12 protein-coding genes are annotated in these 15,635 nt (G+C 54.0%); 3 read left to right on the top strand and 9 right to left on the bottom strand.

Features of this window, described 5'->3' with window-relative positions; translation table 11 throughout:
• The first annotated feature begins 295 nt into the window (after positions 1–295).
• The gene (gene gltB / locus ACOTXI_RS11340; protein ID WP_023326177.1) at positions 296–4,756 is read left to right on the top strand and encodes a glutamate synthase large subunit; all 4,461 of its coding nucleotides are present in this window, start codon (positions 296–298) and stop codon (positions 4,754–4,756) included.
• A gap of 9 nt (positions 4,757–4,765) precedes the next feature.
• Positions 4,766–6,184: a glutamate synthase subunit GltD gene (gltD, locus tag ACOTXI_RS11335; protein WP_008502824.1), complete on the top strand. Its 1,419-nt coding sequence runs from the start codon at positions 4,766–4,768 to the stop codon at positions 6,182–6,184.
• A gap of 181 nt (positions 6,185–6,365) precedes the next feature.
• On the opposite strand, the gene ACOTXI_RS11330 is transcribed toward gltD, so the two are convergent.
• The 9 genes from ACOTXI_RS11330 to zapE all read right to left on the bottom strand — a co-directional run bounded on the left by ACOTXI_RS11330 (position 6,366) and on the right by zapE (position 15,016).
• A complete protein-coding gene (locus ACOTXI_RS11330; RefSeq protein ID WP_023294675.1) occupies positions 6,366–6,926 on the bottom strand; it encodes an outer membrane protein in 561 nt (186 codons plus the stop codon).
• The gene (locus ACOTXI_RS11325) at positions 6,923–9,337 is read right to left on the bottom strand and encodes a fimbrial biogenesis usher protein (protein WP_008502826.1); all 2,415 of its coding nucleotides are present in this window, start codon (positions 9,335–9,337) and stop codon (positions 6,923–6,925) included. The genes ACOTXI_RS11330 and ACOTXI_RS11325 overlap by 4 nt, the downstream gene beginning before the upstream one ends.
• Positions 9,338–9,352: 15 nt before the next feature.
• Positions 9,353–10,057 (bottom strand): fimbria/pilus chaperone family protein, encoded by a 705-nt coding sequence (locus ACOTXI_RS11320; RefSeq protein WP_058655010.1) that lies wholly within the window; start codon positions 10,055–10,057, stop codon positions 9,353–9,355.
• Between the two features lie 120 nt (positions 10,058–10,177).
• Positions 10,178–10,855, bottom strand: coding sequence for a DUF1120 domain-containing protein (locus tag ACOTXI_RS11315; protein WP_008502828.1), 678 nt, complete (start codon positions 10,853–10,855; stop codon positions 10,178–10,180).
• A gap of 450 nt (positions 10,856–11,305) precedes the next feature.
• Entirely contained in the window at positions 11,306–11,803 is a 498-nt protein-coding gene (gene sspB / locus ACOTXI_RS11310) for a ClpXP protease specificity-enhancing factor (RefSeq protein WP_025912562.1), read from the bottom strand.
• Positions 11,804–11,808: 5 nt separating this feature from the next.
• A complete protein-coding gene (gene sspA, locus ACOTXI_RS11305; RefSeq protein WP_008502830.1) occupies positions 11,809–12,447 on the bottom strand; it encodes a stringent starvation protein SspA in 639 nt (212 codons plus the stop codon).
• Positions 12,448–12,755: 308 nt separating this feature from the next.
• Positions 12,756–13,148, bottom strand: a complete 393-nt coding sequence (gene rpsI / locus ACOTXI_RS11300) for a 30S ribosomal protein S9 (protein WP_003860436.1) — start codon at positions 13,146–13,148, stop codon at positions 12,756–12,758.
• A gap of 15 nt (positions 13,149–13,163) precedes the next feature.
• A complete protein-coding gene (gene rplM, locus ACOTXI_RS11295) occupies positions 13,164–13,592 on the bottom strand; it encodes a 50S ribosomal protein L13 (RefSeq protein ID WP_003860434.1) in 429 nt (142 codons plus the stop codon).
• Positions 13,593–13,891: 299 nt separating this feature from the next.
• Positions 13,892–15,016, bottom strand: coding sequence for a cell division protein ZapE (gene zapE / locus ACOTXI_RS11290; RefSeq protein ID WP_008502831.1), 1,125 nt, complete (start codon positions 15,014–15,016; stop codon positions 13,892–13,894).
• Positions 15,017–15,205: 189 nt separating this feature from the next.
• Here zapE and zapG point away from each other — a divergent pair, with 189 nt between their 5' ends.
• On the top strand, positions 15,206–15,604 hold the full coding sequence (gene zapG, locus ACOTXI_RS11285) for a Z-ring associated protein ZapG (RefSeq protein WP_008502832.1): 399 nt from the start codon (positions 15,206–15,208) through the stop codon (positions 15,602–15,604).
• Positions 15,605–15,635: the final 31 nt, after the last annotated feature.

The following is a 15,635-nucleotide window of genomic DNA, read 5'->3' as shown; positions in this document are numbered from 1 at the left end:
TTAGCACATTTTTGTATAAATAAGATTGCCATTTGACCTGTGTACCAATTCCCGATAAGTTGGAAATCCGCTGGAAGCTTTCTGGATGAGCGGCCTGCTCATCATATTTATGCAGTAATTGAGATTCCCTCTGAAGCAAGTCCTCAAACTTGTTTACCTGCGCGAAAGGATGAAAAAGAGGGCGAATGCGAGGTCCGCGTATGAAACGCAAACCCCGTCGCCATGCTCTTTCTGTGCCTGTGCGCCACGGTAAAGTTCAGTGGGAAGCCCGACGAGCCTGGGGAGGTTCACTGATATGTTGTACGATAAATCCCTTGAGAAGGATAACTGTGGTTTCGGCCTGATCGCCCACATAGAAGGCGAACCTAGCCACAAGGTGGTGCGTACCGCTATTCACGCACTGGCCCGTATGCAGCACCGTGGCGCCATTCTTGCCGATGGTAAAACTGGCGACGGTTGCGGCCTGCTGCTGCAAAAACCGGATCGTTTCTTCCGCATCGTGGCGGAAGAGCGCGGCTGGCGTTTAGCCAAAAACTACGCTGTCGGCATGCTGTTCCTGAACCAGGATCCTGAAAAAGCTGCCGCCTCACGCCGCATCGTTGAAGAAGAACTTCAGCGTGAAACCCTGTCGATTGTCGGCTGGCGCGATGTGCCAACCAACGAAGGGGTGCTCGGTGAAATCGCCCTCTCCTCGCTGCCTCGTATTGAACAGATTTTCGTCAACGCGCCTGCGGGCTGGCGTCCGCGTGATATGGAACGCCGTCTGTTTATCGCCCGCCGCCGCATTGAAAAACGTCTCCAGGACGATAAAGAGTTCTACGTCTGTAGCCTCTCTAACCTGGTGAACATCTATAAAGGTCTGTGTATGCCGGCTGACCTGCCGCGCTTCTACCTGGACCTGGCGGACCTGCGTCTGGAATCGGCCATTTGCCTGTTCCACCAGCGCTTCTCCACCAACACCGTTCCACGCTGGCCGCTGGCTCAGCCGTTCCGCTACCTGGCACACAACGGTGAGATCAACACTATTACCGGTAACCGCCAGTGGGCCCGCGCCCGTACCTACAAGTTCCAGACGCCATTGATCCCTGACCTGCATGATGCCGCGCCGTTCGTGAACGAAACCGGCTCGGACTCCAGCTCGATGGATAACATGCTGGAACTGCTGCTGGCGGGCGGGATGGATATCGTGCGCGCCATGCGTCTGCTCGTGCCGCCGGCCTGGCAGAACAACCCGGATATGGACCCTGAGCTTCGCGCGTTCTTCGACTTTAACTCCATGCACATGGAGCCGTGGGACGGCCCGGCGGGCATCGTCATGTCCGACGGTCGTTTCGCTGCCTGTAACCTGGACCGTAACGGCCTGCGTCCGGCGCGCTACGTCATCACCAAAGATAAGCTCATCACCTGCGCCTCTGAAGTCGGCATCTGGGATTACCAGCCTGACGAAGTGGTCGAGAAAGGCCGCGTCGGTCCGGGCGAGCTGATGGTGATCGACACCCGCAGTGGACGCATCCTGCACTCCGCCGAAACCGATAACGATCTGAAGAGCCGCCATCCGTACAAAGAGTGGATGGAGAAAAACGTGCGTCGTCTGGTGCCGTTTGAAGATCTGTCGGATGAAGAAGTGGGCAGCCGCGAGCTGGACGATGACACCCTCGCCAGCTACCAGAAGCAGTTTAACTACAGCGCGGAAGAGCTGGACTCCGTCATCCGCGTGCTCGGTGAGAACGGCCAGGAAGCGGTCGGCTCGATGGGTGACGATACCCCGTTTGCCGTGCTCTCCAGCCAGCCGCGCATCATTTACGACTACTTCCGCCAGCAGTTTGCGCAGGTCACCAACCCGCCAATCGATCCGCTGCGTGAAGCCCACGTGATGTCGCTGGCCACCAGCATCGGTCGCGAGATGAACGTCTTCTGCGAGGCCGAAGGCCAGGCGCACCGTCTGACCTTTAAATCGCCGATCCTGCTGTACTCCGATTTCAAACAGCTTACCACCATGAAAGAGGAGCACTATCGCGCCGACACGCTCGATATTACCTTCGACGTGAACGACGCGAGCCTCGAAGAGACGGTGAATGCGCTGTGCGACAAAGCCGAACAGATGGTGCGTAACGGTACCGTGCTGCTGGTATTGTCCGACCGCAACATCGCGAAAAACCGTCTGCCGGTGCCTGCACCAATGGCGGTGGGCGCTATCCAGACGCGTCTGGTGGATAAGAGCCTGCGCTGCGACGCCAACATCATTGTTGAAACCGCCAGCGCGCGCGACCCGCACCACTTTGCCGTGCTGTTAGGCTTTGGCGCGACGGCGATCTATCCGTACCTGGCCTATGAAACGCTGGCCCGTCTGGTGGATACCCGCGCGATCGACAAAGATTACCGCGCGGTGATGCTGAACTACCGTAACGGCATCAACAAAGGTCTGTACAAGATCATGTCCAAAATGGGCATCTCGACCATTGCCTCCTACCGCTGCTCGAAGCTGTTTGAAGCGGTCGGCCTGCATGATGAGGTCGCCAACCTTTGCTTCCAGGGCGTGGTCAGCCGCATCGGCGGCGCCGGTTTTGCTGACTTCCAGCAGGATCTGGTGAACCTGTCCAAGCGCGCCTGGCTGGCACGTAAGCCGCTGGATCAGGGCGGTCTGCTGAAATACGTTCACGGCGGCGAGTATCATGCCTACAACCCTGACGTGGTGCGCACGCTGCAGCAGGCGGTTCAGAGCGGCGAATACCGTGATTATCAGCAGTACGCTGAGCTGGTGAACAACCGTCCGGCGGCGACGCTGCGCGACCTCATTGCCCTGAATCCGGGTGATGAAGCGGTCAGCATTGACGAAGTCGAACCGGCATCCGAACTGTTCAAACGCTTCGATACCGCGGCGATGTCCATCGGCGCGCTGAGCCCGGAAGCCCACGAGGCGCTGGCGGAAGCCATGAACAGCATCGGTGGCAACTCTAACTCCGGCGAAGGCGGTGAAGATCCTGCCCGTTACGGCACCAACAAAGTGTCCCGTATCAAGCAGGTGGCATCCGGCCGCTTTGGCGTGACGCCAGCGTACCTGGTCAACGCCGACGTGATTCAGATTAAAGTCGCTCAGGGTGCGAAACCGGGCGAAGGCGGTCAGCTGCCGGGTGATAAAGTTACCCCGTACATCGCCAAACTGCGCTACTCGGTACCGGGCGTGACGCTGATCTCCCCGCCGCCGCACCACGATATCTACTCTATCGAGGATCTGGCGCAGCTGATTTTCGACCTGAAGCAGGTCAACCCGAAAGCGATGATCTCCGTGAAGCTGGTTTCCGAACCGGGCGTCGGCACCATTGCCACCGGCGTGGCGAAGGCCTATGCGGACCTTATCACCATCGCCGGTTATGACGGTGGTACCGGCGCAAGCCCGCTCTCCTCCGTGAAATATGCGGGCTGCCCGTGGGAACTTGGCCTGGTGGAAACCCAGCAGGCGCTGGTGGCTAACGGTCTGCGTCACAAGATCCGTCTGCAGGTGGACGGTGGCCTGAAAACCGGCCTCGACATCATCAAGGCGGCGATTCTGGGTGCGGAAAGCTTTGGCTTCGGTACCGGCCCAATGGTTGCGCTCGGCTGTAAATACCTGCGTATTTGCCACCTGAACAACTGCGCAACCGGCGTTGCAACCCAGGACGAGAAGCTGCGTAAGAACCACTACCACGGCCTGCCGTTCAAAGTGACCAACTACTTTGAGTTCATCGCCCGTGAAACCCGCGAGCTGATGGCGCAGCTGGGCGTGAAGCGTCTGGTGGACCTGATTGGCCGTACCGACCTGCTGAAAGAGCTGGAAGGCTTCACCGCCAAGCAGCAGAAGCTGGAGCTGTCTAAGCTGCTGGAAACCGCGCAGCCGCATCCTGGCAAAGCGGTCTACTGCACCGAGAACAACCCGCCGTTCGACAACGGCGTGCTGAACGCGCAGCTGCTGCAGCAGGCGAAACCGTATGTGGACGACAAGCAGAGCAAAACGTTCTGGTTTGATATCCGCAACACCGACCGTTCCGTGGGTGCCTCCCTCTCCGGCTACATCGCGCAGACGCACGGTGACCAGGGGCTGGCAGCCGATCCGATTACCGCGCACTTCAGCGGTACTGCGGGTCAGAGCTTCGGCGTGTGGAACGCAGGCGGCGTTGAGCTGTACCTGACCGGCGATGCCAACGACTACGTCGGCAAAGGCATGGCGGGCGGTCTTCTGGCGGTACGTCCTCCGGTCGGCTCAGCCTTCCGCAGCCATGAAGCCAGCATTATCGGTAACACCTGCCTGTACGGCGCAACCGGCGGTCGTCTTTTTGCCGCGGGCCGTGCGGGCGAGCGTTTTGCGGTGCGTAACTCCGGTGCTATCACCGTGGTGGAAGGCATTGGCGATAACGGTTGTGAATACATGACGGGCGGGATTGTTTGCGTTCTGGGTAAAACCGGCGTGAACTTCGGCGCAGGCATGACGGGCGGTTTTGCCTACGTCCTGGATGAAGACGGTGAGTTCCGTAAACGCGTGAACCCTGAACTGGTAGAAGTGCTGGACGTTGACACGCTGGCCATTCACGAAGAACACCTGCGCGGTTTGATTACCGAACACGTGCAGCATACCGGTTCTTCGCGCGGCGAAGAGATCCTGGCGAACTGGCCGGCGTTCTCTGCGAAATTCGCGCTGGTTAAGCCGAAGTCCAGCGATGTTAAAGCCCTGTTGGGTCACCGTAGTCGTAGCGCAGCAGAGCTGCGCGTGCAGGCGCAGTAAGGAATTCAGATGAGCCAGAACGTATACCAGTTTATCGACCTGCAGCGTGTTGATCCGCCAAAGAAACCGCTGAAGATCCGCAAAATTGAATTTGTTGAAATCTACGAGCCGTTTTCAGAAGGCCAGGCCAAAGCACAGGCAGACCGCTGCCTGTCCTGCGGTAACCCTTACTGCGAATGGAAATGTCCGGTACACAACTACATCCCTAACTGGCTGAAGCTGGCCAACGAAGGACGTATTTTTGAAGCCGCCGAGCTGTCTCACCAGACCAACACCCTGCCGGAAGTGTGCGGCCGAGTGTGCCCTCAGGATCGTCTGTGCGAAGGTTCCTGTACGCTGAACGACGAGTTTGGCGCGGTGACCATCGGCAACATCGAGCGCTATATCAACGATAAAGCGTTTGAGATGGGCTGGCGTCCGGATATGACCGGCGTGAAGCAAACCAACAAGCGCGTGGCGATCATCGGCGCGGGCCCGGCGGGCCTGGCCTGTGCGGACGTGCTGACCCGCAACGGCGTGAAGGCGGTGGTCTTTGACCGCCATCCGGAGATTGGTGGCCTGCTGACCTTTGGTATCCCGGCCTTTAAGCTGGAGAAAGAGGTCATGACCCGTCGCCGTGAAATCTTCACCGGCATGGGCATTGAGTTCAAACTGAACACAGAAGTGGGCCGCGACGTACAGCTCGACGATCTGCTGAAGGATTACGACGCCGTGTTCCTGGGCGTGGGTACTTATCAGTCCATGCGCGGTGGTCTGGAAAACGAAGACGCGCCGGGCGTTTATGACGCGCTGCCGTTCCTGATTGCCAACACCAAGCAGATTATGGGTTATGGTGAAACCGCCGATGAGCCGTTCGTCAGCATGGAAGGCAAACGCGTGGTGGTGCTGGGCGGCGGTGATACCGCGATGGACTGCGTGCGTACCTCCATTCGTCAGAATGCGGCGCACGTGATCTGCGCCTACCGTCGTGACGAAGAGAACATGCCGGGCTCTAAGCGCGAAGTGAAAAACGCGCGTGAAGAGGGCGTAGAATTCCAGTTCAACATCCAGCCTCTGGGTATTGAAGTGAATGCCAACGGTAAAGTGAGCGGCGTGAAGATGGCGCGCACTGAGATGGGCGCTCCGGATGCGAAAGGCCGTCGTCGCGCGGAAATCGTGGCAGGCTCCGAGCACGTGATCCCCGCTGACGCCGTGGTGATGGCGTTCGGTTTCCGCCCTCACAGCATGGAATGGCTGGCGAAGCACAGCGTTGAGCTGGACTCGCAGGGCCGTATTATTGCGCCAGAAGGCAGCGATAATGCCTTCCAGACCAGCAACCCGAAAATCTTCGCCGGTGGCGATATCGTTCGCGGTTCCGACCTGGTGGTGACGGCGATTGCCGAAGGGCGCAAAGCGGCTGACGGGATACTGAACTACCTGGAAGTGTAAAAAAAAAGGGAATAAACCTTCCGGTTTATTCCCTTTGTTACCTACAGTGTAATCAAAAAAATTTCAGATATTTCAGCATGAAGGTTGCCAGCCTATCAATGCTTGAGTCAGCTGCAAGAAAAAAACAGGCATTTCATTGGCGATAGAAATAATGAAGAGCTATTTTTTACTCACCGAAATGCTACCTCGTCAGCAGAGTCCAGGTTAAGTCACTTTCCAGTACGGTTTGATCGGTGATGCGGCTAAACGCATTGTCATCCAGCACAGGTGATAGCGTGACCCGGAAATTCATCTGCTGGCCTGAAGGCACCTGATTATTATCAACCGCAATAACCGCTTCATTATTACGCACATAAAACGGCGAAGGCGTGCCGCTTTGCGGAGTAAAACCGAGCTGATCGACCGTTTTGCCGACGGTGTAATTTTTACCGTCGATGGTCATATCATCGATTTTAACCGCCATCCCGCCAGACTGGCCGAATGTGAAGCGCCCTTTATCGCCTGCCGTCCCCTGTAACAACACCGCCATTTGCTGCGGCTGCGGGCAGTAAACATTAACGTTGAGGGTACGGTCCGCCATTTTGTGCCAGTTCTGCTGGGTTTTATCGATATTATCTCGACGCATTTCATGGTAATCCACCACCGGCTGCGAAAGCGATATTTGGCAATCTTCCGCATTTGCAGTCGCCACGAAGAAAAGTATCCCCAGCGCTGTTAATCCTACTGTTTGTTGATAATTCATCGGCATACTCCGTTTACTTCTTCATAGAAGGCGTCTTCATTGCGTTTCTCAGGAAGAGCGAAATCGAGTTTGCACAAACGATTGTTGTTGGCGTCCATGGCGTACAGCGCCGGTAACTGATCCGCATCGTTGATAAAGACATGACCATCATCAACGACCGTCACAATGTAGTTGTCCTTCTCATCCACGATTGCCAGCCCTTTTCTCAGCGGCTGACCATCGGTTTGCTTCATACGCAGCATCACACGTCGGCTGTTCAGCACCTTGAAATCAAGCTCGCTGACTGAAGCGTGACCTGCGGCGATATATCGGGTGCCGTTTGCCAGCGTCATATTCTGCGGCAGCTTGTTGGCATCCACTTCTATACGCGAATTGCGCCACTCGTTTAGCGAAGGTACAACCGCCTGTCCCCAGGCATCGGTCCAGACCGTACCCTGTGGCGTAGCGATTTCTACCCCGCTTTTCTTCTCGCTCAGTCTGGCAATCGCAAAGGTATCGCGAATCGCATACGGCGAGAACGTCACGCCATTTTTGTGCATAGCGATGCCGCCCGCCAGGGTGGCGTTATAGTTACGCTGGTGATCACCATTGCTGCCACCACCCACGCTCAGCTGGGTGTAATGCAGGTTGGTGTTAAGGTTACCGTTGAAGCTATTATCGCTGGACGACTGGTCACGATCGGCGGCGATATAGTAGTGTGTGTTTTCGCCCAGCGAACCGCTGTTGGCCACACCGTAAGTGGTATTGTCGCCCTGCTTGCGCATGTAAGTGCTGACAGACTGCCCCGGACTCAGCGGAATGCTGACGTTGATGTACAGCATTTCATCATCCTGGTCGTCATCGACGTTGCCCACAGCGCTTTGCCAGTTGGCGGTAACGCTGGCATATTTAAATGTCTTACCCCACGACAGAAGCAGATAGCGGGAATCCTCAGAGTTCCCGCTGCTCTGGTTATAGTTGAAGCCTGCTGAGAAAACGCCTGCCAGACCGGATGAGAAACGTATGCTGCCGGAGTAGGCGTTATCGTACCCCTGATAGTCATCGTCCATCGCTTCTGCCATCTCACGGTAGCCGCCGCTGTAGTGCGTCGCGCTGGTGGAAAGCGATACATGGGAGGAAAGCGTAAGATCGCTTCCTAGCTCGGTTTTAAGTCCACTGTTGCTGTCACCAAACGACTCTTTGCTTGCCGCAACCGTCGTGGAAACAGACCAAAGATCGCTGATAAGAAAATCGGTACGACCGCCAGCTGCCTGGTAATCTTGAGCGGCAGTACCGGAGGCCAGAAGGTTCATCCACGGGAAAATGCGCCAGCCGTCGGAAACGTTCATCACCAGCGGATCGCTGTAGTCGCTATCGATACTGCGCACCTGACCGGCAGACACGGTAAGCCCCTGCGGGCGAGAAAGATTTCGCTGCTTCACAGCGGCAGCAGGAACAATAAAGTGATTCGTGGAGCCGTCCGACTCTACGACGGAAACGTCTAAATCGACGTTGTTACGCGCAACCGGCACGTCATCCAGCGTAAATGGTCCCGCGGGCACGAGCGTACTGAAGATCAGCTGATTGTTCTGGCGAATCTCCACGCGAGCCTGGGAGGAACGGGCAATGCCTGACACGCTGACGCCGCTGCCGTCTTTTGTCAGCCCGCTAGTCGGCAAAAGCTGGATACCGGTAATGGGTATGCCGCTCAGCACATTAGACATGGCATTAATTTCACCGACCTGCATGGTTAACTTCTGCGGGACAAAAACATGCTCTGCATAGGTGTAAATGCTGTCAGCATTTTTCTTGCCATTGTCATCCGTCAGGATGTAATTACTGCGAAGCGACCAGTCAAATGCGTTAAAACCCGCTTCCAGATTGGCCTGCGAATAGCGGGTTTTGTCGCTACCGCCATATTCGTTACGGGTGCTGAAAAGCGAATAGTTGAGCATCCCGGCGGCACCGCCGTGCTGGAAGTTTCGGATATCCGACGACAGGCTGTTTACCGCTTCAGGCGGCAGATACAACTCAACGGCTTCCTGGTTTGGCAACGCGTTGATTACCGCTTTCGGGTAGTCGTCGCGGATGTTGTGGCACGCCTCGCCTGCCTTCAGGGGGACTGGCATGAGGCCTGCGAAATCAAGCAGATCGTTATCAAAACACAGCACGCCGTCCTTATTGAAACGGACGGCGGCCATTCCGCGATCTTCACCATTCACTTTAACGTTCACGGAATGGGTTCCGGGCAGAAAACGCGGTGCTTCAGCGAAATAATGGTTCAAGTCGCTCGATAACCCCAGCGTTTTCATTACCCCCGTATCAAACGTCACTTCCCTTGCGAGTACGGAGGCGGAGTCAAACATCATCAGAGGCAAGGTGCCGCAGAGAACTGCGCGGACACAAAGTGCAATACGGCTTTTTTTATTCACCGTTTGATCCCTATATTATTTATTTAATTCTGAGGTAAAACTCGGCACTTCAATGCCATAACGGCTGGCCGGGAAAAATTTAACGTGGCTGTCACCGCTGCTCGTTTTGTTCAACGCAGCCGTCATCGTCTCACCTGGCAGAAGGTAAGTTTTGGAAAGCGTGGCGTTTGCGCCTGAAGGTTGTAATACGACTTTTTGTGCCAGACGAACAACGTACTTACTTGGGTTGGTTACTTTTACAGAAGATCCGGCCGTAGACCATTTGAGGTATTTCCACGCATCCGTCACGACCCCCAGCGTAGCCGGGCGTATTAGCACTGGAATATCCTGGCGAATATTAATGCCAATTTTAATTTTTTTATCGTCATTTTTTGGTGGAATACCGTCAAATGTGACGCGTTTTAAATGCTCAACATCCAGCGGCTGCTTGCTTTGCAAAATAAAACGAAGCTGCTGCGTTTGGCCCGGCTCAAGGCGAACCACAGGCTGCGTGACGATCAACTTAAGCCCCTGGTCGTCCGGCAGGTCTACAACGTTCGTATATAATAAGGATGGGTGTGAATCCGTATTTTTTACGTTAATGGTACCGCTGTGTGTGGCTTCATCAATAATTAGCAGGCTGGTTTCTGGCACCATACCTTCTGCATGCACCGCAAAATTGGCGGAAAATAAAGCGACAGTAAAAAGTGTTTTAAATATATTCGACCTTATGCATTGCATAATATTATCTCCTTGATAGCCCAACGGAACATTCCATGTTTATCGTGCTGTTAAAAAGAGAGTAAATGCAGAACATTCACTCTCTGGATTATTTTAAAATTACTTTTACTCAATAAAGTCTTACAGATAACGCAGGCTGATGGTCAACTGACCGTCAAGCTGAGTATCGTCCGTAATCGCCAGAGTTGTGGTGTCCTGAAGAGCCAGTGAAGTTGCCAGCGGGAAGGTCGCGGTCTGGAAGGCCAGCGGATCCAGAGAACCTGCAGACGCAACGGTGAAGTCACGAATATGGCTGCCCTGAGAAGAACCGTTGGTGGATTTGGTCCAGGTACCCGTCGCGTTCTGCTGATAGATTGGATCTACCGCAGCACCATCAGCCGTTACGCTGTCTACTTTAACTAGCAGAGCGTAAGAGCCAATGTTAACGCCACCCGCGGTTTTGCCCACACCGTAAGTTTGGCTAGCGCCTTTAATAATACCACCACCAAACATACCGTTTTCTACGGTCAGACCCGCGTTAGTATCAGCGCGATCGTCAACCATATTCCAGGACACTTTTGTTGCTGCGGTGCAGTTAATGGTCAGATCGATATTCTTCTGTCCCAACTGGTTGACAGCAGAAGCGTTCAGACTGCCCAAATTAATTGTACCGTAGTCAACAGTACCGCCGTTGCTTAATACTGGCGTACATGCTGCATTCGTCAGCGTACCTTTAACCTTCAGTACAGCTGAAGGGTCTGCAGCAAATGCTGAAGTCACACACAGAGAAAGCGCAGTAGCGAGTAAAACTTTTTTCACTTGTTAATCCTTAACATATGAGTAATTGCAATATTTAACCCAGTAATGATAAATACCTTTACCAGTTACTGATTGTCGTCATGCTTGTCAGCATGTGCACATAGTATTGTTTTTATAAATACATGCAATTTAGCAAAATTAACTATTCTATTAAGGATAACCACAAAATGATTTTTTCCTTATTTTATTAAGAAATTACCCAATCAAAAAAGAGATCAACATCAAAAAAATAATATTACTCAGAATTCCTCTTTACTTTTCTCATCGTTTTGATATTAGTTCACACCTCATTTATTCATGGGGTTTATAAATCTATTTAATTATTAATCAAGCAATGAAGAAACAAGAGATATAAACAATGCTTATTTAAAAATATTACAACGGTAGATTGATACAGAAATAAAAAAAGCCAGTGATATCACTGGCTTTTTACAAACGGCGCAAGCGGATTTATTTCACAACGCGTAGCGCTGGGCGACCACCGCGCGGAGGCGGATCGTCATCAGGGTCATTGTCATCTTGATGATCGGGTTTGTCGCCATCGATAATTGACATCACCGTGTCGCTTTCACGCTCATCAGATGCGTTGTCATCATTCAGGCTGGCAACGTCTTCATCATATGCCGCTTCCGGCTCGAACATGGTACCCGCACCGTTTTCACGCGCGTAGATAGCCAGCACAGCAGCCAGCGGTACGGAAACCTGGCGCGGTACGCCGCCGAAACGCGCGTTGAAGCGCACTTCATCGTTTGCCAGCTCCAGGTTACCCACCGCGCGCGGGGCGATGTTCAGTACAATCTGTCCGTCACGTGCGTATTCCATTGGAACCAGCACGCCCGGCAACGTCACATCCACAACCAAGTGCGGCGTGAGCTGGTTATCCAGCAGCCATTCATAGAAGGCGCGCAGCAGATACGGACGGCGTGGGGTAAGTTGTGACATTTCCACAGTCATTAGCCTCGGCCGAGACGCATTTCACGTTCCGGTTCAGTTAAAGATGCCAGGAAAGAGTCGCGCTCAAAGACGCGAGTCATGTAGCCCTTCAGCTCTTTCGCGCCAGGACCGCTGAACTCTACGCCCAGGATTGGCAGACGCCACAGCAGCGGTGCCAGGTAGCAATCCACCAGGCTGAATTCATCGCTCAGGAAGAACGGTTTCTGACCAAACACCGGGGCGATTGCCAGCAGCTCTTCACGCAGTTGCTTACGCGCAGCGTCAGCTTCGGCAGCGGATCCGCTGGTAATCACGTTCATCAGCGAATACCAGTCTTTTTCGATACGCTGCATGTACAGGCGGCTTTCACCACGCGCAACAGGGTAAACAGGCATCAGCGGCGGATGCGGGAAACGCTCATCCAGGTATTCCATAATGATACGGGATTCCCACAGGGTCAGCTCGCGATCCACCAGCGTCGGTACGCTTTGGCTCGGGTTGAGATCGATCAGATCCTGAGGCGGGTTATCCTTTTCCACATGCTCGATCTCAAAACTGACACCCTTCTCGGCCAGCACGATACGAACCTGATGGCTATAAATGTCAGTAGGACCAGAAAACAGCGTCATTACCGAACGTTTGTTGGCAGCGACAGCCATGAAAACCTCCAGGTATATTCAGAATTTTTACTGCTACCAGCCCAACAGGGGCCAGCCAGATGTTGTATCGCCCATCCCAGAGAAGACACATTGTTCAAGAATCGAACAAAAATCGAGTATTCACCGATATTTGGGCAGAAAATTGGATGATAGTTTACCAGATTTTGATGGCTTTGTGGTGAGGGGATTCTGGAAATGTGGAAAAAGAGAAGATATATGCATGGATATTGTGGATAACCTGCGCATTATCCATAAAAAAACCCGCCGAAGCGGGTTTTTCGCCAATCGTTCTGCGTAAGCAGAATGGATTAACGTTTGGAGAACTGTGGACGACGACGTGCTTTACGCAGACCCACTTTCTTACGTTCAACCTGACGCGCGTCACGAGTAACGAAGCCAGCTTTACGCAGTTCAGAACGCAGGGATTCGTCGTACTCCATCAGAGCGCGGGTGATACCGTGACGGATCGCACCTGCCTGACCGGAGATACCACCACCTTTAACGGTGATGTACAGATCCAGTTTTTCTACCATATCAACCAGTTCCAGCGGCTGGCGAACTACCATGCGGGCAGTTTCGCGACCGAAGTACTGTTCCAGAGAACGCTGGTTGATTACGATTTTACCACTGCCCGGTTTGATGAAAACGCGAGCTGCGGAACTTTTGCGGCGACCAGTGCCGTAGTATTGATTTTCAGCCATTGCCTATAATCCCGATTAGATGTCAAGAACTTGCGGTTGCTGTGCCGCGTGGTTGTGCTCGTTGCCTGCGTAAACTTTCAGTTTACGGAACATAGCACGACCCAGCGGGCCTTTTGGCAGCATGCCTTTAACCGCGATTTCAATCACACGCTCAGGACGGCGAGCAATCATCTCTTCAAAGGTCGCTTCTTTGATACCACCGATGTGGCCGGTGTGGTGGTAGTACATTTTGTCAGTACGCTTGTTGCCGGTAACAGCAACTTTGTCAGCGTTCAGAACGATGATGTAATCACCGGTATCAACGTGCGGAGTGTATTCCGCTTTGTGCTTACCGCGCAGGCGACGAGCCAGTTCAGTAGCCAGACGGCCCAGAGTTTTACCGGTCGCGTCAACAACATACCAGTCGCGCTGTACGGTTTCTGGTTTAGCTGTAAAAGTTTTCATTAAAAGCTTACCCAAATAATAAGTTACACGTTGGTGAACACCCAAACGTTTAGTCAGTTGAGGTTCACACGACAAAGTCCGGCAAACCTACCCCTTCGAATAGCACATGCCGACACATAGAAAGTTTCGGGAAAAAAACCTTCTCGTAACGTGGGGTCGCAAGATTATAGAGAAGTTGAGGTCAAAGATCGACCCTTAAATGTGATTCACATTGGGTTTTTCGAGGCGGTGGAAAATGCCGGGTGGCGGCTGCGCCTTACCCGGCCTACAAGTCCCCCTTCACAGGGAGAGGGTGGCGTTTATGGCATATGCTCCAGCTTCAGGTATTCCTCGCTCTGCATCTCCTGCAGGCGAGACAGGCAGCGCTGGAACTCAAACTTTAGCCGCTCCCCCTGGTAGATCTCATATAAAGGAACCTCGGCGCTAATCACCAGCTTAACGTGGCGCTCGTAAAACTCGTCCACCATCGCGATGAAGCGCCGCGCCTCGCTCTCCATCAGCCGCGTCATCACCGGCACATCCAGCACCATCACGGTGTGGAACAGACGTGAAAGCGCAATGTAGTCGTGCTGGCTGCGGGCATCAACGCACAGCGTCGTAAAGGAGACCGCCAGCGTTTGGTTTTCAACGCCGAGCGTTGGCAGCGGGCGATGGTTAATCTCGAGTTCCGGGGCGTGCTCGCGTTTTGCCCCCGCCAGCGCCAGCCAGAGTTTATCCATCTCGCGGGTGGTCTCTGCATTTAACGGCGAGAGCCACAGGTGCGCCTGGGTTAAGGTGCGCAGGCGATAATCGACACCGGCATCAACGTTCATAATGTCACAATGCTGCTTAATGGCGTCGATGGCAGGCAGGAAGCGTGCCCGCTGCAGGCCGTTGCGGTAAAGCTCATCCGGCGGAATATTCGACGTGGCCACCAGCGTGATCCCGCGGGCAAAAAGCGCTTTCATCAGGCCGCCTAACAGCATGGCATCGGTGATGTCAGACACAAAAAATTCATCGAAACAGAGCACGTCCGTTTCCGCCTTGAACCTGTCGGCCACAATCTCCAGCGGATCGCTTTTACCCTGCAGCGCAGTCAGCTCTTCATGCACACGCAGCATAAAGCGGTGGAAGTGCAGACGCTGTTTACGCGCCCCCGGCAGGCTCTGGTAGAACATGTCCATCAGCCAGGTTTTTCCGCGACCGACCCCGCCCCACATATAAAGACCGCGCACCGGCGCGTGGGCCTGTGGCGTTTTTTTTCCGAGCAACCGTCCAAATGCCGCCTTTAGCCCGCCATTCTGTTCGGTTTCAGCGGGTTTGGCCGTGAGTTCCTGATAAATCATCTCCAGACGACTTACCGCCTCACGCTGTACGTCATCCGGCTGATGAGTGCCCTCGTTTAGGGCCAGTTGATATCGCGATGCAGGGGACAGGTTTTGCATAATCTTATTGTTATTCCTTCAATTAACGCTCACCAGCAGACGTGACTGATGAAAAAAAGGCCGTTCTACACTACGCGATGATACGTCAGGATTCCACTTCTACGGAAATAGCGGTTATAGTGGCATTATCAGGCACAGGCAGGAGCCGAGCCAACACCCTACGGAACAACAAGACAACGGGAGAAGTTCATGACCTGGGAATATGCGCTAATCGGTTTAGTCGTCGGCATCGTCATCGGTGCTGTGGCCATGCGTTTCGGTAATCGCAAATTGCGTCAGCAGCAGTCACTGCAGTACGAACTGGAAAAGAACAAAGCCGAGCTGGAAGAGTATCGTGAAGAGCTGGTCAGCCATTTTGCCCGTAGCGCCGAGCTGCTGGACAACATGGCGACCGACTATCGTCAGCTGTATCAGCATATGGCAAAAAGCTCCAGCAGCCTGCTGCCGGAAATGACGGCGGAAACCAATCCGTTCCGCAACCGTCTGGCAGACTCTGAAGCCGGTAACGACCAGGCGCCTGTTCAGATGCCTCGCGACTATTCAGACGGCGCGTCCGGCCTGCTGCGCGGCGGTGTAAAACGCGATTAATCGCACAACCTGAATTTATTTTACGGGCGCA

Source organism: Enterobacter cloacae complex sp. BZL2005, assembly GCF_049238885.1.
GTDB lineage: Bacteria > Pseudomonadota > Gammaproteobacteria > Enterobacterales > Enterobacteriaceae > Enterobacter > Enterobacter roggenkampii.
Note: the sequence above shows the minus strand (reverse complement) of the source record. Positions and strands in the feature narration are given on the sequence as shown.